The following is an 18380-nucleotide window of genomic DNA, read 5'->3' as shown; positions in this document are numbered from 1 at the left end:
AACTACTTACTCTTACCTGCGGCTTGGCCGAATCGGATCTTAGAAGCGGATTTGGCCTTACCTACCTGCTCCACCTCGTTTTTGAAATTCGCGGTTTCCTTTTCCGCAAACTTCAGCTCGCTATGGACCGTCACCTTGCAATCTTGATTGCGAACCGCCGAATAATTCGTGACCGCCAACATCATCTGAGTCCAAGCGGTCATCGCTTCCGGATTTCTTTTGGCGCTTTGTAATCCGGATAGAATCGGCTCCCTCATCTTCTCCAAAAGATTACAAGACGGAAAGTACGCGCCCTCGTTGCCTGCGAATCGGAATGCGGGAATAAAAAGAAAGTTTCGGATATGATTCGGTTTGCCTTTAACCGCTTCGGCGAACTTCATATATAAAATCAGATTTTTCTCCGCTCGATTCTTCGTTCCTTCTTCCCCGTAAGCTAAGAAGGACTTTTCCAATTCGTAACGGATATGTCTGGCGCAAAGGTGCTGTATGGTTTCCCAACCTCCTAAGACGACGGATTTAGGTTGGTAATAGGAGATCCTACTCGCAGAGTCCAATCGGAAATGCCTTCCTTCCTTTGCGTTTAGATCGTAAAAAAGATCTCCTATGATCACTGTATTGGAAGAATGTTCTTCGGCGGAATGTTGCAATTCCTCCAGGGCAACCGGATCGGACAGGGAAACCAAATCGTTTCTGCCTGCGAGAAAGTCCAAACAACTTCCGATGAATTCGGAATGATCGCTATGTTCCTCGTAAGTCGTGATTTGAGGAGAATTACAACGGAAACTTAAGGAAATCAGAAAAACGATTTGGAAAATACGAAACATCGAATTCCTCCCGTCCTTTCATTCTATTCCAGAAAAAATATTACGAAAACTTAACGTTTTTTCTTTGGTTTCGCCTTTTTGGGAGCGGCTTTCTTTTTAGGTGCGGGCGCCTTCTTCCCGGATGTTTTCTTAGCAGAAGGCTTGGCGCCGGAAGCAATCGTCTTGGAAGGAGCCTCCACTTTAGGACTCGCTTTCGGTTTTACAGGAAGAGGATCTTTCTTTTCTTCCGAAGTGAGCAGGGACCCCATACATTCTATCCCCAAAGCGCCCAAATACAAATTCAAATGTCCATATTCCGGGATTTCTACATCGTCGAAATTCCCGAGTCTTGCGCTTTCCCAGGGACGAACGATTCCTTCTCCTTTGGTGAATACAGCCTGAACATTATGAAATTTGGAATATGTGTCCACGACTTCCTTAACCAATTTGGAACCCGGCATCATCTGCCAAGTGCAAGGAAAAATCGGAGCTAAATAGGCCATATATGTGCCATGAATCGGCGATCCTATGGTGAATATCTTACGCACCCGATCTCTTCCCTTATAGCTGAGACCGGCGGCAATAAGACCGCCCATGGAATGACAGAGAAGATAGCAATCCTTGATATCGTTCTCTATTAGAAAATTCTCAAGTATTTTGCTCTTTTTGCGAATATTTCCGGTTTGGAATCCCAAGGGCACCACATAAACCGGATGTCCCAGGGAAATCAGATGCTTACGCATATCATACCAGGTAAGCCCTCTTCCCAAAAATCCGGAAACGCAAACTACGGGTCTCTTGTCCCCTTCGGTATGATGGGGAAGCTCTATGAAAATACCAAGGATATGAGCGAAAAAATAATAGATGTGGTGATAGATTTCGACCAAGTGCTGTAGGATAACAGGGCGGATATCGCCTTTTTCTGGAAGGTAGGTGAGATGATCTTTCTTCATTCGGATTCTGCCGAGGGCGGAAATCCCGCCCTAAGGTAGAATCCATTCGTAGCTTCGACGCGCAAACAGAATTTTATCCCTTTCCGATCTTCGGGATCGAACTAAAAAACGATGCGATCCGTATTTTCGAACGGCTTTAAGAAAAGAATCAATCCTTCTTAAATTTCAAGGATGCCGAGTTGATACAATAACGTAATCCCGTCGGAGCCGGTCCGTCAGGAAACACATGGCCCAAATGCCCCCCGCATCTTGCGCACATGATTTCCGTTCTAGTCATACCGTGGCTTGTGTCCGTCTCGGAAACGATTCCCTTTTCGTTAGTCGGTTTATAAAAAGAAGGCCAACCGCTTCCCGATTCGTATTTGGTATCGGACCCGAAAAGCTCGGCTCCGCAGGCGGCACAAAGGTATTTTCCTTTTTCCTTATTATAGTAATACTCGCCAGTAAAGGCCCTTTCCGTCCCTTTCTCTCTCAAAATCCTGTATTGGTCCGCATTTAGAATCTTTTTCCATTCTTCCTCGGTCTTTTGGATTTCGTACTTCATTTTTCCTCCTTTCCCGTCTTTGGGAGCACTCAAGTACTCCGAACAATTTCCGAATAAACCGGCCGTTAAGAACCCGATTCCGCAGAAAAGAAATACGTAATTTCTCATCTTTTTATCCTCGGGTTTAGATTCGTAACTGCAAGGCCAAAGGTTACGACCTCGCCTTCCATTTCCTCTCCGATCCGAACGGTATTCGTTTTATTTGACAAACGGTTTTCTAAAACGTTCGCTTCTTTTCCACTCCATTCCTTCGCATAGGAGACAAAATACGTACGTTCGTATGTTTGGATTACGAATCATACTAGATCGCCCGAACGACGGGGAAGACTTGACATACTCTTGATTAGGAAGTACATCTATAGGTCTAAGCGATAGGGAGAAGCCGATGATCCAAGGCAACTATTTCCAAGATAATTCAGATTTACAGACCCATTTCGAACATCTGATCGACTGGGAAGAATTGGTAAGCGCATATGAAGGAAACTTCGAGGACGCAGCCAAATACCAAAAAACGAAGGACGAAAAATACGCATACGCTCCATCTAACACCTCCGAGGCGAAAGAATACTATAGGTCTATCACCGACTCTTTGGGAGAGATCATGGGAGACTTCGTGGCTCCCCGGAGTAAGGAAATGGACCGCACTGGTCTCAAATACGAGAACGGTAAGGTGACTTTTCCCAAGGCCCAGGAAGAATGTTATAAAACTCTGAAAGACTCCGGGCTTATGCCCATCTCCATTTCCAGAAAATACGGAGGATTAGGGCTTCCCGCTACGGTCCAATCCATGATGTGCGAAATCGCCGCCAGAGCCGATGCGGCATTTTGCCTCGCCTACGGAAATATCAACATAGTGGAAATTATGGAGCGTTACGCATCCGACGAGATGTGCGAAGAATGGCTACCGCAAATCGCCGCCGGAAATTTCAGCGCAGCCATGGCCTTAACCGAACCGAATTACGGTTCCGATCTTCCTAACGTGCAGACTAGAGCGACGCAAGACGCGGACGGTACTTGGAAAATCAACGGGGCCAAACGCTTTATCACCCACGCCTGCGGTTATGTAGATTCTCCTTCCGTAATTCTCACATTAGCCCGGACGGGAAGTCCGGAAAGCGGAGCGAGAGGATTGTCCTTCTTCCTTGTACAAGGTAAGGACGTTCAAATCGCGGGAGTGGAGCATAAGATGGGATTGCATTGTTCCCCCACCTGCGAAGTGGTCTTCGAAAATTCTCCGGGACTTCTCATCGGTAAGACGGGATACGGACTCGTGAAATATTCCATGGGAATGATGAACGCCGCACGACTCACGATCGCAACCCAATCCTTGGGAATCGGAACGGCCGCATTCTTCGAAGCGAAGAAATACGCGGCGGAGAGGATCCAATTCGGTAAACCGATCGAAAAGATTCCCGCTGTAAAAAAGATCCTGGAAAGAATGGAGAGAGAAATCCTCGCCACTCGCTGTCTGGTGACCGAAACGGGAAGAGCCATCGATCTCTACCATTGGAAAAAAGAAAGAATGCTCAAGGAGGAAGGAAAGAGCGAAAGAGAAGTCAGCCAAGACGAGAATATTCGTCGCTGGGAGAAACTTGCGGACCTTCTTACTCCCATGGGCAAGTACTACGCATCGGAAGGTTGCGTGTCCATCGCTTCGGATGCATTACAAATCCATGGTGGAAGCGGATATACCGAAGATTACGACGTGGCACGAATCTACCGCGATAGTCGCATTACGACGATCTACGAAGGAACCACACAATTGCAGGTAGTAGCCGCGATTGGAGGAGTGGTTTCGGGAATGGCTCCGACGGGACACTTAAGAGCTTACGCGGAATCCGAGATGGAAAAATTTTCCGCTTCTTCCGATCTTAAGAATCTATGGGAAAAGCTGGAAAAGGCGGTCCACCTTTACAAATCCATAGGGGATGGAAATACCAAGGACGAATTGGCTTTCGAAACCGTGGAAATCGCGACTCGTTTCGTAGCGGGAATGCTCTTGGAAAAATCCCTGACTAAGGTTGGCTCCGAACAACAGGCTTCCCGAAGGGCCCATTCAGAGGCATATAATGTGGACTCTCTTGCAATCGCCGAAGGAAATCTTCTCCGACTGGAAAGAGCGAACCGACAAGCCGCTGCGGTTTAATCGTAAACGGAGGACGGCGAATCCGTCGTCCTCCCCTTCTTAGTTTTCCTTTTTTTCTTCCGGAAGTCTAGGCAATTCTCCCACGGATACGGCAAGTGCGATTCGATTCAAGGAATGCTGGTGCAACATCTTCCTGTAAATCATCTCGGCATTTAGCATACTGATTTTGGAGGTAATCGCCTCTATCCTGCTATTTCTTCCCGATCTGTATCCGGCGGCCTGGCTTTGCGAAGTCTCCTTGGCGGATTGGAAAGCTTTTTCATAAATTCCTAATATTCTCTCCGAATTTCGGAAACTCTCGAACGCATTTCGAATCTCTTGGGTGGCCGTTCTCCTAGTTTGCGAAGCGGTCAGTTTAGCCTGCTTTCTTGCGGAATCCGCGGCTTTTAGATCCGCCATTTGGGAGAACGGGGTGATCGGCATGGTGATTTGTAACTGCGCGGTTATATCCTTGGAATGTGCCTGTCCAGGATAAGGAAGAGAATAATAATTGTTTAATGCAATCGCGGGAGCAAAAGCCACTAACGCCTTGTCTTTTTGGGCCTCGGCAACCTTGATGCTTTGGTTGGCGGACAATACGTCGTATCTTCTGGCCAAAAATTCCTCAGGCTCTATGCCCTGCGGAATGTCGGGAAGACTCGAGGCGAATCCCGCCACATAAACCGGCTTATCATATCCTACCATGGTGGCGATGGTGATTCTCACTTGTTCCAACTGGAATTTGGCGTCCGCTAAAACCGCCTCCGCATTGGAAAGACTGGTCTCGGCGTTCAAAAGGTCGGAGCGCATGATTCTTCCCACGGAGTACATTCTTCTTCTTTCCTGTAATGCGTCCTTGTATAGATCGAAGGTTTCTTGGGAGAATTTCACACTTTCTTCTAGTTGCAGAAAATTGAAATAACCCTGGGCGATTTCCAAATACATTCTTCCCGCCTCGTGCTTGGCCTCCAGTCTCCTCTGCTCCGCAAGATTCTTCGCGGCTCGATAATCCTGGTAGGAAGAAAGCCCCGCCGAAATCGGAATGGTTAAGAGCAAACGGGAACCGGCACCGACCGTTGGAGGAAGACTACTGGAAGAAGAGGAAGGGAGAAGGGATAAAGCGTCTCCTCTCTGGATAGCCTGGTAAGTCTTGTAATTGTCCACAATGGACGGCTGTTGGGTATGCCCGGGCACGGAATAGAATTTGTTGAATACGTAGGACAAAGTCGGCATGAATCCCGCAAAGGCTTTATCCTTCTGAGCCAGAGCCTGCTCTGTGGACTCGTTCTTGAGAGCTATTCGTTCCGTTCTTTCCACCGCGAGTATATAAAGGTCGTCGAGAGTGAAGGACGACTTGGAAGCGGCCTTTTCCACGTCCTCCGTGGTAACTCCTGTGATTTTCTTCAAACTTTCCTCCACCACCCCATCAGCGACCTTAACGTCGGGGGTGGATGCGCAGGAGAATAGTAGGGCAAGTGCGGAAAAGAATATTATCGTCTTTGCATGTAAATTATGCGCGTTTAACTTTATCATTCGTCTCTTTTTCCATCAAATAATACGCGGCAGGCACGACCACTAAAGTAATCAAAGTGGATACGATCAATCCGCCTAGAATCGTGATCGCCATGGGAACCCTAGTCTCCGCTCCCGGGCCGAGAGCCAAAGCGGGAGGAATCGCCGCAGCAATCGAGGAGAATGTGGTCATAAGTATCGGCCTCAAACGGACCGGACAACCGATCTTTATCGCCGAAACGATATCCTTTCCTTCCTTCCGAACGTGGTTTACGAACTCTACCAGAAGAATGGAGTTCTTTTTCACCAATCCCAAAAGCAGGATCAAACCGATGAAGCTATACATATTGAAGGATTGCCCTGCTATGTATAAAGCGATCAACGCACCCGAAAAGCTGAACGGCATGGAAAGAAGAATATAGAACGGTTGCTTTAAGCTATTGAACTGACTTGCAAGAATCATAAAGGACATTATGATCCCGAGGGAAAGAGCCCAAACCAAACTGGATTGGGAGTCCGATGCGGTCTTTGCCGAACCGGTGATCTCTATATTATATCCTTCGGGAAGGAGTTCCTTTCCGATCCTCAAGGATTCGTCCGTGGCCCAATTTTGCCCTTGCTTAGGGGGATTACCGAATATCTTTATGGATCGGTCCCGATTGATACGGGTGATATTCTTAAGCGTATTAGTAGGCTGAAGGACCAAAACGTCCTTCAGTTTTACGATCTCTCCGTAAGTATTCCTGACTCCTATGTTTGGAATGATGTCCGTGTTTTCGCTCTGTTCCTTATCTATCTTAACGCGAACATCGAAGCTACGACCGTTTTCGGTGAAGCGGCTCACATAACGTCCCCCCATTAGAGGACCTATGGTATTTCCAATATTCGCCATACTGACGCCGCGAATCGCGGCAGCTTCCCGATTTGGTAGAATCCGGACCTCCGGTTGGCCTGCCACATAATCCGTATCGATGTCCAAAAGAGTATGCGTGGAATCCAGTTTTTCCCTTACCTTATCCGAAAGTTGGGCAAGTGTAGCCCAATCCGGTCCGGTCAATACGAGCTCCACAGGATATCCTCGACCGGCGCTAAATCCTCTTTGAGAAAGATCTTGTACGGAGAATTTCCCCTCGGGAACCAATTCCTTTAGATCCTTACGGATCTCTCCGAAAAGTTCGAATTGGGTGATTTCTCTTCCGGTCTTAGTGCTTTTAGGACGACTTCCCATATCCTTCATCGTGATAAAGCACATAGCTCCGTTAGACTCCGTTCCACCTAGTCCTCCAACGTTACACATATACTTCTCTACTACGGGCTTGGCGGTCAGATATTTCTCCACTTTCTTCATAGCTTCGTCCGTACGGTAAATGGAGGAACCGATCGGCATTTTAGCACGAAGCACGAATCTACCCATATCTTGGGGAGGAATAAATTCCTTCTTTAAGAAGAAGCGGAAAATACCCAAAGAAAAAATGAAAAATAGGGTCGAAGCAATTAGTATCTTCCACGGATTTCGGATCGTGAACTCCAGAATTTTTCCGTAGAGTCGTTCTGACAATTGAAGGAAGCCTTCGATGATCGGATCCATTCTCTTGAAGAACGATAAACGATCGAGAGTCTCCTTGAATCTAGTGATGATACCGTTGTCCTTTTCCAAATAGAAAGGAACCGCTTTCGGCTTTTCTTTCTTTTTACTCTGAGAAGCGACCTTCTCCCTATATCGGGAGGCCCGCATAGGAGTAAAGCTCAAGGCCTCAAAAAGGGAAAGTGCAACCGCAACAGAGACCGTTACTCCGAATTCCAAGAAATAGCGCCCTATGATTCCGGACATGAAAGCTACGGGCAAAAAGATCGCTATGATAGCAAGAGTCGCGGCTAACGCGGCAAAGCGAATTTCCGAAGCTCCGTCCAAAGCCGCCTGAAACCAAGTCTTACCAGATTCCCTATGTCGACTGATATTCTCCAAGACCATGATCGCATCGTCTACGACGATCCCAACCGCCAAGGATAATCCCAGAAGAGTGAAAGTATTCAGGGTGAATCCGGCGAAATACAGGATTAGGAAGGTCCCCATGACGGATGTAGGTATGGCGAGTAGAACGTTCCAGGTGCTACTCCAGTTTCCTAGAAAAAGCCTACATACGAATCCGGTTAATAATGCGGAAAGTATGAGAGTAAAAACCAACTCGTGGACCGAGTCTTTGATGAATACGGTATTGTCGTTCGAAATGCCTAGCTCGAAACCGGCAGGAAGTGAAGGTTTGAGTTCCTCGACTTTCTTTTTCACCAGGTCGCCGACTTCCACCGCGTTGGAGCCTTTCAGCTTTTTAATCCCCAATCCGACGGCGGAGACTCCGTTAAAACGGGAAATCCTCCGGATTTCGTCGAGTCCGTCTTCTACCTTTGCGACTTCTCTCAATCGAACCGGACGAAACATCGCGGCGCCGCTTCGAGAATTTAGATAGATATTGGAGAACTGCTCTACTGTCGGAACGTCCCCCACTGCGCGAAGGGAAACTTCCGACATTTTATTCTGCACTCTACCGGAAGGGACTTCTATATTCTGCTCCGTTAATGTATTAATGATATCCGCAACGGTCAGTTCCGAACGAAACAGACGGTTCGGATCCAGATACACGTTGATCGTGCGGTCCACATAACCGCCTAATATGATTTCCCCTACCCCGGGTATCTCCTGAAACTTATCCTTTAAATGGGTCTTAACGTAGACCATCTTTTCTTGGTCGCTTCGGTTCGGAGCGGTGAGTGCCACCCATACCACGGGTTGATCGTCCGGATTCGATTTCATAATGATCGCAGGATCCAACGTATCCGGAAGCTTATTGCTTACTTGAGCGATCTTAGTCTGTATTTCCTGGATAGCGACATCCACATCCCGCTTCAATTCCAACTCTACCGTGATCGTCGCGGACCCGTCGGTGGAAACGGATCTCACTTCCGCAACACCTTGTACGGTCATAAGAACTTCTTCGATCGGGTCGACCACATCGGTTTCCATGACCTGAGCGTTGGCTCCAGTCAGATTGAGCGTGACGTTTACTACGGGAAAGTCCACATCGGGCATCTGAGAAAGACCCATGCGGGAATAGCCGATGCCTCCGAGAAGCATGATAGCGAGCATCATCATCCATGCGAAGATCGGATTGCGAATTGAAACCTCGGATAGATTCAAGGGAACCTCTTATTTTTATAAATTATAATGCGAGGAAGAACGTTTTCGTAACGAAAATTAGGACCTAGGTTTTCCTCGCAGGTGCCGATTTTTTCTTGTAGAGGAAATCAGAAGAATTAACACTTCCCCATGTCTTTTCGACTCTTAGAACCAGATTCCGGGATACTTCTCTCCGAAACTTCTTCCACTAATTCCCTACTAAAAGGGAAAGAATTTCCTCCCGGGACCTGGATCTTGGCGGATTTCCAATCTTCCGGACGAGGCAGAAAAGGCAAGTCATGGTCCGTTTTAGGAGAAGAGCCCTTCATTTTCTCGGGAAAATTCAGGTCCTCTGAAAACCTTCCCCATCCGGGACTCTTCTCCTTATATACTGGAATCGCGGTGGCAAAGACCGTTCTCGCTGTCTATCCTTCCGCTAGCAGTAAGGATTTGAAAATCAAATGGCCGAACGATATCTATCTAAGCGGAAAAAAGGTCTGCGGAATTCTGATCGAAACGGAAAAGGAAGGCGAGTCTTGGGATTGGATCGTGGGAATCGGAATCAATCTTTACGGTAAGGAAAATCCCAAAGATTTACCGGAGGCGGGCTTCGTTACGACGGATCCGGATGAGGCGGGAAAGCGCAGCGTTTTTCTAGAGACCCTTCTTCCCAATCTGAACGACGCGGCCCTTGCGCTATCCTCGGGAGAAAATCGCACTTCGTATATCAACGATAGACTTTTATGGAAGGGGAAAGCGGTCGGATGGACGGAAAATTCTTCTCCTAAAAACGGGATTCTTTTGGGAATCGACGAACAAGGTAGGCTGCTTGTCCAAAATTCCGAGACCGGAAAAACGGTCGAATTCATTGACAGTCCCGAGGATTTCAGGTCCCTGGAGTAGATGATTCTCGTAATCGATATCGGAAATACGAACACCGTTTTCGGAATTTATAAACCGGGTTCCCAAGAACCTATCTTTCATAAACGTACCGTCACTCGTAGAGATAGAACCTCGGATGAACTAGGTCTATATCTAAAAGGATTCTTAAGAGAATTCGAAATCGATAGCGCTCAAATTATGGGAGGAATCTACGCCTCGGTGGTTCCTCAACTCAATCCGATCATAGAAAGGATGATCCATGATTGGTTTAGAATAGACCCTATTCGGGTTCATTACCAAATGAAATTGCCCTTCGGGATCAAATACCCTCGCCCCTTCGAGATAGGAGCGGACCGTTTGGTGAATGCCGCGGCCGTGGCCAAGGATCATCCCGGAAAATCCATCATTATCGATTTAGGAACCGCGACCACCTTTTGCGTGGTAGACGATGTTCCGAACTATTTGGGAGGAGTCATAGCTCCCGGATTGAAAGGGTCGATGGATGCTTTGACAAGAAATACCGCTCAGCTTCCTCCCATCGTATTCCAAGCCCCTTCCAAGATTTTAGGAGATTCCACGATCGAATCCATACAGGCCGGATTCTTTTACGGTTGGATCGGACTCTTAGAAGGAATTATCCGGGAGATCCGGAAAGAATACGGTGCGGATTACCAAGTGGTCGGAACGGGAGGACTCGTGACTACGATTCACGCGGCCAATCCGAATATTTTCGACAAGATAGAACCTCTTCTCACTTTGCGGGGTTTGCAAATTTTATACGAAGAGAATACACGCTGATGCAAATCAAGGATCTGACGAATATCTTACTCGTAGGACTCGGCGGATTCTTAGGATCGGTAGGCCGTTATTCCGTACATATGGCCTTGCAGGGATTTTCCAAATCCTTTCCCTGGGCCACGCTTGCGGTGAATATCATCGGAGCTTTTTTTATAGGAGTTGTGCACGGAGCAACTCACGGAAAAATATCGGACGAGACCAGACTTTTTCTCACCGTGGGTTTTTGCGGAGGATTCACCACATTCTCCGCTTTTGCCCTGGAGAATATGAAGTTTCTGGAATCCGAATCCTATATTCTGTTTTTTTCATATATTCTTTCGAGTTTAGGCCTCTGCGTGGCCGCAACCGCCGCAGGAGCCTTTTTAACCCGATAAGAAATTAAGGCAGAGAGAGTTCCTTCTTAGTTCCGTCTTTTTTAACCGTAACGATCTTTTTCTCCGGATCCGCGTCGTAAACGGAATCGTATTCCGGGTTTACAACGATCTTTCCCTTAGAATCGATCAGTCCGTATTTTCCTCCCTCCAATGTAGAATGCTCTCCGTCCGGTTCCCGAACGGATTTACAACCGCTGCATATAACCGAATATCCTTTTTCAAAGGGGAAGGCGAAATCGAAATCCGCAGAAATCACTTTCTTGCAAAATGGATCGAAGAATCCTATTTTTCCGTTTTCCACAAATCTGGCCTTATGCTCCGAAAAATCGTCCGGTCCGTTATCGAAGGGAAAAGGATGCAATAGTTCGCGGTTCTTGGAATCGATACAGATCCAACCTCCTTTTCCGAATGCAAATGCGATTCCAGTCTCTTGAAAATCGTATGCTACGCTATACTGAGGAGAAATCGCGACTTTTCCTTCCTTATCTTTATATCCGTATAAACCGTTTTCCTCGAAAGCAGTCGAAGGATGTTTAGCGCAATCCGTTAAGAATATGGAAAGAATCGCAATAAGGAGCAAAGGGATCGTATTCGGTTTCATAGACGCCTCGAGTTAAGATTCGGAGAATATGAAATGCGTCTCTTCGAGTGTCCAGGACTTTTATCTTTTTCCAAGTGGACCGACCATAGCCAATCCCACATATGCGGAGGCTATCGCATCCCAAGAATCGTCGTGCCCGGTCAATTCTTCCAGACTTAGCAGAAGCTTTAGTGCGGATTTTACGTTTTTCTTATCCGCGGTCCCGCTTCCTGTGGTTCCTTTTTTGATCTGGGAAGCGGTCGGCTCCAATATTTGTATATTATGTTCTCCTAATGTAAGCAGAACGACTCCCCTGGACTCGTATACCTGGGCCGCGGTCGTCCTATTTTTAGAGAAGAATAAATCCTCCACCGACGCGATTTCCGGTCTGTATTCGTCCAAAATCGCGTCCAATTGTCTACGAATCGCGATCAGATTCACGGGACTCTTGGTTCCGGGCGGGACTTCGATCGTACCGTAAGTCAGCACTTGGATCCGGGATTTTTCCTTATGGAGAACCGCGTATCCCAAACGATGGGAACCGGGATCTATTCCTAGAATTCGCATCGGATAGGGAACCTCCCAAAGATTTCGGTGAGCGGAATTTTCACAATTTGTAATGAAGAATCGGAAACGACGAGAAGCAAGTCCCGAAAGGAGAATTCCGCATGTTGGAGATCCAACATGCGGGCCGGCTTTATGCGAAAATTTAGAACTCGAATCCGGTCAGAATTCCTTTTCTAAAGCTTCGGAGAGTTCGAAATTGGAGTTCACGCTTTGGACATCGTCGTGTGCTTCCAAATTATCGATCAGCTTCATGATTTTTTCGGCGGCATCCTTGTCCGAAACCTCGGTAGTGACCAAAGGAACGAATTTGATTTCCGACTCGTCCGTCTTGATTCCTTTATCCGTCAATGCGGTCTGAACCGCTTCGTATTCGTCCGGAGCGGTAACCACTCGGAAAACATCCTCTTCGTTCTGAACGTCCTCGGCTCCCGCTCCGACGGCCAGCTCGAACAATTCCTCCTCGGAAATTTGTCCGGAAGGAATCACTATGACTCCTTTGCGTTCAAAAAGACGACTAACGCTACCGGTAGTCGCTAGGGATCCGCCCAACTTGGTCAGTATGCTTTTGATTTCGGGAGTGGTCCTGGATTTTTTATCGGTAAGCGCCTCGACCATGATTGCGATTCCGGCAGGTCCGAAGCATTCGTAGAGACATTCTTCGTAGACGACTCCCTCCAATTCTCCCGTTCCTTTTTTGATCGCCCTTTCGATATTGTCCTTAGGCATATTGGCCGCTTTGCCCTTTAGAACGGCCAATCTCAATCGAGGGTTGGCTTCAATATCGCCCCCGCCCATACGTGCCGCCACCGTGATTTCTTTCACAACTTTCGTGAAAACGGCCCCCCGCTTAGAGTCGATCGCATCCTTTTTGCGTTTAATCGTAGCCCATTTACTATGACCGGACATAGGAATTTTCCCCTTTAATTCTAACCTAGAATGTTTGCTTGGAATGAATGAAAACAAACCCGGGACGCTTGTCCCGTTTTTTCAACAAAACCCCGATTTTCCCGCTTGTCCATCCTTTTTGAGCGACCCTCTTTCTCGGCCCGGTTCGATCCCGATTCGGCATAAGGCTATTAGGGGGATCCGAACTCTCACCGATCCAAGGTCTCCACTCAAATTTTTTCCCGGACGTCCCGAACCCGGGAACGAGCCCGGAAGACGGTTTCGAAACCGCATCTCCGGACCTATCTTCCGGCCGGGGGTTTCCCCTTAGCGGCAGGTCTCCGGCTCGATCGAACTTCGAACATGGAATTACATTATTGTAATATAATATTATCGCCCTGAAATGTTTTCAGTAAAGAAACTCTCATTTTCGAAATATTGCAAATTGCACATAACGCACCAAACACGATCCGGAGAATATGATAGAAATTCTTTTTGAAAGCCCTCTTTCACGCGTTATATATAGCGATTGTTTTACATAAAATCATCCGTTCGTCCCGACTCTTCCCCGCTTTGTCCCCGAGAGAATTGACTCGTTTTCGGGATTAGGTTACACTCTCCCGCATGCGAATCCTAATCGTGGAAGACGATCCCCTCACCGCGCGTTGTTTGGAAATTTTAACTGCGGAATTTCTAGGAAAAAGAATCCTAAGAATGGATACTATTGCCGATCTGGATTCGGCGAAAAAGTTCGTACAGGAAAATCCTATCGATCTACTCTTCCTGGATATCAATCTACACGGTCGGACAGGCTTTCGTCTTCTGGAAGCCGAAGATAAGATCCGATTCCAAACCGTAGTAGTATCTTCGGAGCGGGACAATGCGGTTCGAGCGTTCGAATTCTCCGCGCTGGATTTCTTGCCTAAACCGATCACAAGAGAAAGATTCGGAACGGCAATCGACAAATTCCTAGCCTCCCCTTATCCCATCTTCTCTCCTAAAAGCATCGCACTCAGAAAGGAAGAAGGGTTCGATTTCATAGAACCTAAGAACATACTATTTGCCAGATCGGATAGGAATTACGCGCATCTATTCACTAAAGACGGAAAAGTGGAAAAGGTGAGAAGGACCCTGGATCAGCTACAAAAGGATCTGGAACTCCACGGCTTTTTCAGGGCCCACCGAAGTTACTTAGTCCGCCTGGAAGAGGTAAGGAAGATACTATTTACCGGAAATTCCGGATATAGACTTCTTTTAGAAGAAAATCATAATATTCCTGTGAGTAGGTCCCAGGGATCCAAACTCATCTCGATTTTCAAGAGTTCCAACGCAAAGATTCTGGGGTTGCCGTGAATACTTTACTCACAACCGTCAAAGCCCGTTCCAAAAGTTTCGTATTCTTTATCCGAAAACATATTCATATTCTAAAGGAGCTCAGGTCGGATCCGGAGTTCATCCGTTCCTCTTATCTGGAAGTGTATCTGATCTTACGTTATCTATTTCCCTTCCTGTTCGTCGTGTATATTCCTTTCGCCGCCTTGGATCTTTTGGATTACATGAAGGATCCGGAACATATCTCCTTACTCATATTCAACGCTGTACTCTTGCCGGGATGTCTTTTGTTTACGATCGCCTTGAATTTTCCCATCCATCGAAATCAGTTCGCTTATAAGAAATGGGCTGTGATCTGCGCGACAGTATTCCTGACTTTCTGCGGAACCAGCATGAACTTACTCATCTTCCGCTTCGGCACCGATCTTTCCTTATTTTCCTTCACCCAATTGGGTATAGCCATTCTATTACGATTTCCGGATCATAAGAAAACGTTCATATATATCTGCAATTACGCCCTATTCTTCGCGTGTATCTTTTCCCTCGGCCTGGATACGTCCTATCTGATCCAGAATCTTTCCTTTATGTTGATCATGACGATTTTGTTCGATCAGATCAGCTTTCTCACCAAGGTTCATTCCTTTCATAAAGAACAATCCATCCGGGATTTGAATCATAGATTGATCATGGAATCCATTAAGAAATCGGAAATTCTTAAAATAGCGATACATGATTTAAAAAGTCCCGTTACGGGAATCCTAAGCCTGGTCGGTCTCTATACAAGAGACACCAATCCTATCCCGTGCGGGACCAAGATCCTTTCGGATCCGCCTGAGGTATTGGACCATATAGATAGGACCGCGAGAAAAATTTTAGAATCTATAGAAGAAGTACTATATCTTTCCAATTCGGACGAGATGGAACTCTCGGGAAAATCGGAACAGGCTTTGGATCCTCAGATTCTACTCAAGTCCGTCGCGGACAATCTGGACTTCCTATTCTCTTCCAAAGGAATTCGAATCCGAAACCTTCTCTCGGAAGGGCCCTTTTTTTATCACGCTCATCCGCAGATATTGTATCGCGTATTCGACAATATTCTCAGTAACGCCGCCAAATTCTCCCCGGGAGAATCCGAGATTCTACTCTATAGTTCCGTACGGGACCAAGAAGAAGGGTCCGTCTTGGTAATCAAAATCGAGGACTCCGGCCCGGGCTTCCGTCCCGAAGATGAGAAGAATATGTTCCGCGAATTTTCAGTACTCTCCGCAAGACCGACGGCCAGCGAACCTTCCAGCGGCTTAGGACTTTCCCTTGCGAAAAGATTATTAGACCGGATGGGAATCCGGATCCGTTTGGGGAATTCTTCCCGAACGAGAGGAGCCGAGGTGCTTCTAGAATTCCCGAAATCAAAAGCGAAATAGGGATTTTTAAGAACTGGAGGCAAATAAAATGAATCAAGTGAAGAGAATCGGATTACGAGAACTGCTCATAACGTTAGTCGTAATAACATGGAACTGTTCTCAGTCGGGCAAAGCCGCGGACGGTCAGGACCTGGCATTACTTTCCGGGTTATTGGAACCTTCCCAGGCGGAAGCGGCAAATCTGCCGTCCTCTTCCTCGGGGGATGTGCAAGCTCAAAACGTTTTGGACGATCTGACAAGCGTAGTTTACGGATCTTACGACGTGATCTATATACCGGGAGCGGTCTGCGGAAACGGAACGCCTTATAAGATTTTCGTGGATAGAGCCGACGGACTTCTGGATTGGATTTTGGGAAATTCCAGTAGACTGCTCGTTTACTTGGAACCCGGAGGAGCCTGCTGGGATTACGCAAGCTGCACTGGACAAACCGGAATACGAGGTGCCGCGAACCCGAACGGAATTCCGGACAATCATATGAATTTCGGGGACTTCATAGATCCGAATAAACCGGGGGGAAGTCCGAACGCAGCGATCTCGCCTATCATCCTGAAGAATCATCCTACGGGACAGAACGTGAAGACTTCTTCCTGGAATAAGGTGTTTATCCCTTACTGCACCGGAGACGTTTATTCCGGAAACAAGGTAGCGACCTATTCGGATCCCACCGGCCAAAATCCTCCCATCACTTATCGCCATGTAGGCGCAAAGAATATGGAATTGGTGATAGATTGGCTGAAGTCCAATTTCAACAAACCCAAGGAACTCTTCGTGTCGGGTTGTAGCGCTGGAGGAACGGGATCCTTGACCAATTATCATTTCATTAGAAAAGCGTTAAGTCCTTCCAAAAGCTACCTACTGAACGATTCCGGTCCGATCTTTCCGGCACCCGGTTACGGAAACCAGTGGCCCTTGCAACAAAAAATCAGAGAGGCATGGAATACGGACTACTTCGTAAACAAGGCTCAGGCGGATTTTCCTTCCGTGGATATCCGATCGGATTACGGTAAAATCAGCGAGGCGTTGGCTCAGAAGTATCCTAACGATAAATTGGCGATCACCCTTTTTAGAAGGGACGCCAACTACTCAATGTATTCCTACGCAAGATTCTACGGCCTAGACGAGAATATTCCCGCGGACAAGGAGTATATCATCTCCACTCTATGGGCACAGGACATCGAGAATCTGAAAGCCCAGTATGATCGGTATCCGAACCTGGAGTATTTCATTCCTTACTATAGAAGTATCAATGAAAGCCATTGCACTTCCATTGTGGAGTTCACAGGTACGGAGATAGGAAATACGGGGATTACTCTGGGAACCTTTATCAACGATTACATCTTCGGCAGTTCCGGCTTCCGTAGTTTCTTCGAAGATGTGAATCCGAACGACGCGAACGTGACGGACTTCTGGTTTGCGTTAGTGAACCTCTTACTATAAACGATAAAGGGCGGTGAAAGCCGCCCTTTATTCTTCTCGAAATCTCTCCTAGCCTGACGTTCGGATCGATTTTCTGGATTTCCGTTAGGCGGCTTTTTCCTCAGGTAACGGAAACACCTTGGACCAAAGTAAAGCCATAGCCGCACCCGTAATATACATCCAAATACTGAAGACTGCGGAAGGCAAAGCCACCTTAGGCCCGAAGAATTGGACGGCAAGAGTCATTCCTAACGTAGTGTTTTGGATCGCGACCTCTATGGAAATCGTTCTGGATTGTCTTTCTCCGATCCGCAACATCTTAGGCACGAAGTATCCGGCTAGGAATCCGAAAGCATTATGTAGAACGACCGCAAGTCCCACTAAAGCCACCATATTCCAGAATTCGTCCTTGTTTCGATAGGTCACGATGATTATGACACCCACCAAAAAGACGATGGAGAATATCTTATAAGGCAACTCGATCTCTTTTGCGAACTTAGGGAATTTATGCTTCACCCACATTCCGATTCCGATCGGAATCACTATGATGACTACGACTAGCTTCAACATCTCTATAAAGGAAATGTCCATTACCTTTCCCCCGGAAGAATCCAATAAGGATCCGAAGAATGTAACTATGACCGGAGTCAATAACGGACAGAGCAAAGTAGAAAGAGACGTGATGACCACAGCCAAGGCTACATCCCCTTTGGCCAGATAATTGATCAAATTCGAAGTAGTCCCGCTCGGACAGGATCCTACAAGAATCACACCCAAAGCCAATTCGTATTCCAATCCCAAAATCAATACCACGGCATAGGCTGCGAGAGGCATGATCACGAAATGACCGATAGTTCCCACAAGGGTCTGCAATGGCGTCGTGAGGATCCTTCTAAAATCCGCCGGAGCCAATCCGAAACCCATTCCTAACATGATGATCGCCAGTAGAGCCGGCAATAGAGTCTTTTCGACTACTCCAAACTGCATTCTTCTCTCCTTAACATAACAGCCGTTT

Annotated in this window: 16 protein-coding genes; 7 read left to right on the top strand and 9 right to left on the bottom strand. The window is 47.1% G+C overall.

Features of this window, described 5'->3' with window-relative positions:
• Positions 1-2 precede the first annotated feature (2 nt).
• The 3 genes from LEP1GSC061_RS09555 to msrB all read right to left on the bottom strand — a co-directional run bounded on the left by LEP1GSC061_RS09555 (position 3) and on the right by msrB (position 2300).
• Positions 3-824 carry a hypothetical protein gene (locus tag LEP1GSC061_RS09555; protein WP_016545307.1) on the bottom strand — a complete coding sequence of 274 codons (822 nt, stop codon included), beginning with the start codon at positions 822-824 and terminating at the stop codon, positions 3-5.
• A 50-nt stretch (positions 825-874) separates the two neighbouring features.
• Positions 875-1756, bottom strand: coding sequence for an esterase/lipase family protein (locus LEP1GSC061_RS09550; protein WP_016545379.1), 882 nt, complete (start codon positions 1754-1756; stop codon positions 875-877).
• Positions 1757-1904: 148 nt separating this feature from the next.
• Positions 1905-2300 carry a peptide-methionine (R)-S-oxide reductase MsrB gene (msrB, locus tag LEP1GSC061_RS09545; RefSeq protein ID WP_198014260.1) on the bottom strand — a complete coding sequence of 132 codons (396 nt, stop codon included), beginning with the start codon at positions 2298-2300 and terminating at the stop codon, positions 1905-1907.
• Between the two features lie 385 nt (positions 2301-2685).
• Between msrB and LEP1GSC061_RS09540 the strand changes: the two genes are divergently transcribed.
• Positions 2686-4446 (top strand): acyl-CoA dehydrogenase family protein, encoded by a 1761-nt coding sequence (locus tag LEP1GSC061_RS09540; protein WP_016545201.1) that lies wholly within the window; start codon positions 2686-2688, stop codon positions 4444-4446.
• A gap of 39 nt (positions 4447-4485) precedes the next feature.
• On the opposite strand, the gene LEP1GSC061_RS09535 is transcribed toward LEP1GSC061_RS09540, so the two are convergent.
• Positions 4486-5958: a TolC family protein gene (locus tag LEP1GSC061_RS09535; RefSeq protein ID WP_016545279.1), complete on the bottom strand. Its 1473-nt coding sequence runs from the start codon at positions 5956-5958 to the stop codon at positions 4486-4488.
• Positions 5936-9085 (bottom strand): efflux RND transporter permease subunit, encoded by a 3150-nt coding sequence (locus LEP1GSC061_RS09530; protein ID WP_052006521.1) that lies wholly within the window; start codon positions 9083-9085, stop codon positions 5936-5938. Before LEP1GSC061_RS09530 ends, LEP1GSC061_RS09535 begins: the two co-directional genes overlap by 23 nt.
• A 174-nt stretch (positions 9086-9259) precedes the next feature.
• On the opposite strand from LEP1GSC061_RS09530, the gene LEP1GSC061_RS09525 reads away from it, so the two are divergent.
• Genes LEP1GSC061_RS09525 through crcB form a run of 3 tightly spaced genes read left to right on the top strand, consistent with a single transcriptional unit; the run spans position 9260 to position 11163 of the window.
• Positions 9260-10012: a biotin--[acetyl-CoA-carboxylase] ligase gene (locus LEP1GSC061_RS09525; protein ID WP_016545397.1), complete on the top strand. Its 753-nt coding sequence runs from the start codon at positions 9260-9262 to the stop codon at positions 10010-10012.
• Complete coding sequence (locus LEP1GSC061_RS09520; RefSeq protein WP_016545390.1) at positions 10013-10789, top strand: type III pantothenate kinase; 777 nt, start codon at positions 10013-10015, stop codon at positions 10787-10789.
• Positions 10789-11163 carry a fluoride efflux transporter CrcB gene (gene crcB, locus LEP1GSC061_RS09515; RefSeq protein WP_016545159.1) on the top strand — a complete coding sequence of 125 codons (375 nt, stop codon included), beginning with the start codon at positions 10789-10791 and terminating at the stop codon, positions 11161-11163. Before LEP1GSC061_RS09520 ends, crcB begins: the two co-directional genes overlap by 1 nt.
• Positions 11164-11167: 4 nt before the next feature.
• Here crcB and LEP1GSC061_RS09510 read toward each other — a convergent pair whose 3' ends face one another.
• From LEP1GSC061_RS09510 to LEP1GSC061_RS09500, 3 genes are all read right to left on the bottom strand, one after another.
• On the bottom strand, positions 11168-11764 hold the full coding sequence (locus tag LEP1GSC061_RS09510; protein ID WP_016545266.1) for a WG repeat-containing protein: 597 nt from the start codon (positions 11762-11764) through the stop codon (positions 11168-11170).
• Positions 11765-11824: 60 nt separating this feature from the next.
• Positions 11825-12310, bottom strand: coding sequence for a crossover junction endodeoxyribonuclease RuvC (locus LEP1GSC061_RS09505; RefSeq protein ID WP_016545353.1), 486 nt, complete (start codon positions 12308-12310; stop codon positions 11825-11827).
• 159 nt (positions 12311-12469) lie between these two features.
• Positions 12470-13216: a YebC/PmpR family DNA-binding transcriptional regulator gene (locus LEP1GSC061_RS09500; RefSeq protein ID WP_016545299.1), complete on the bottom strand. Its 747-nt coding sequence runs from the start codon at positions 13214-13216 to the stop codon at positions 12470-12472.
• 603 nt (positions 13217-13819) lie between these two features.
• Between LEP1GSC061_RS09500 and LEP1GSC061_RS09490 the strand changes: the two genes are divergently transcribed.
• The 3 genes from LEP1GSC061_RS09490 to LEP1GSC061_RS09480 are packed head-to-tail and all read left to right on the top strand — an operon-like array spanning position 13820 to position 17386.
• Entirely contained in the window at positions 13820-14548 is a 729-nt protein-coding gene (locus tag LEP1GSC061_RS09490; RefSeq protein ID WP_016545141.1) for a LytR/AlgR family response regulator transcription factor, read from the top strand.
• On the top strand, positions 14545-15948 hold the full coding sequence (locus LEP1GSC061_RS09485) for a sensor histidine kinase (RefSeq protein ID WP_016545394.1): 1404 nt from the start codon (positions 14545-14547) through the stop codon (positions 15946-15948). Before LEP1GSC061_RS09490 ends, LEP1GSC061_RS09485 begins: the two co-directional genes overlap by 4 nt.
• A 28-nt stretch (positions 15949-15976) precedes the next feature.
• Positions 15977-17386 (top strand): pectin acetylesterase-family hydrolase, encoded by a 1410-nt coding sequence (locus tag LEP1GSC061_RS09480; RefSeq protein ID WP_016545422.1) that lies wholly within the window; start codon positions 15977-15979, stop codon positions 17384-17386.
• 84 nt (positions 17387-17470) lie between these two features.
• On the opposite strand, the gene LEP1GSC061_RS09475 is transcribed toward LEP1GSC061_RS09480, so the two are convergent.
• Positions 17471-18352 (bottom strand): bile acid:sodium symporter family protein, encoded by an 882-nt coding sequence (locus LEP1GSC061_RS09475; protein ID WP_016545329.1) that lies wholly within the window; start codon positions 18350-18352, stop codon positions 17471-17473.
• Positions 18353-18380: the final 28 nt, after the last annotated feature.

The sequence above is a fragment of the Leptospira wolffii serovar Khorat str. Khorat-H2 genome, from assembly GCF_000306115.2.
GTDB classification, from domain to species: Bacteria; Spirochaetota; Leptospiria; order Leptospirales; family Leptospiraceae; genus Leptospira_B; species Leptospira_B wolffii.
This window is presented reverse-complemented; position numbering and strand designations above follow the sequence as displayed.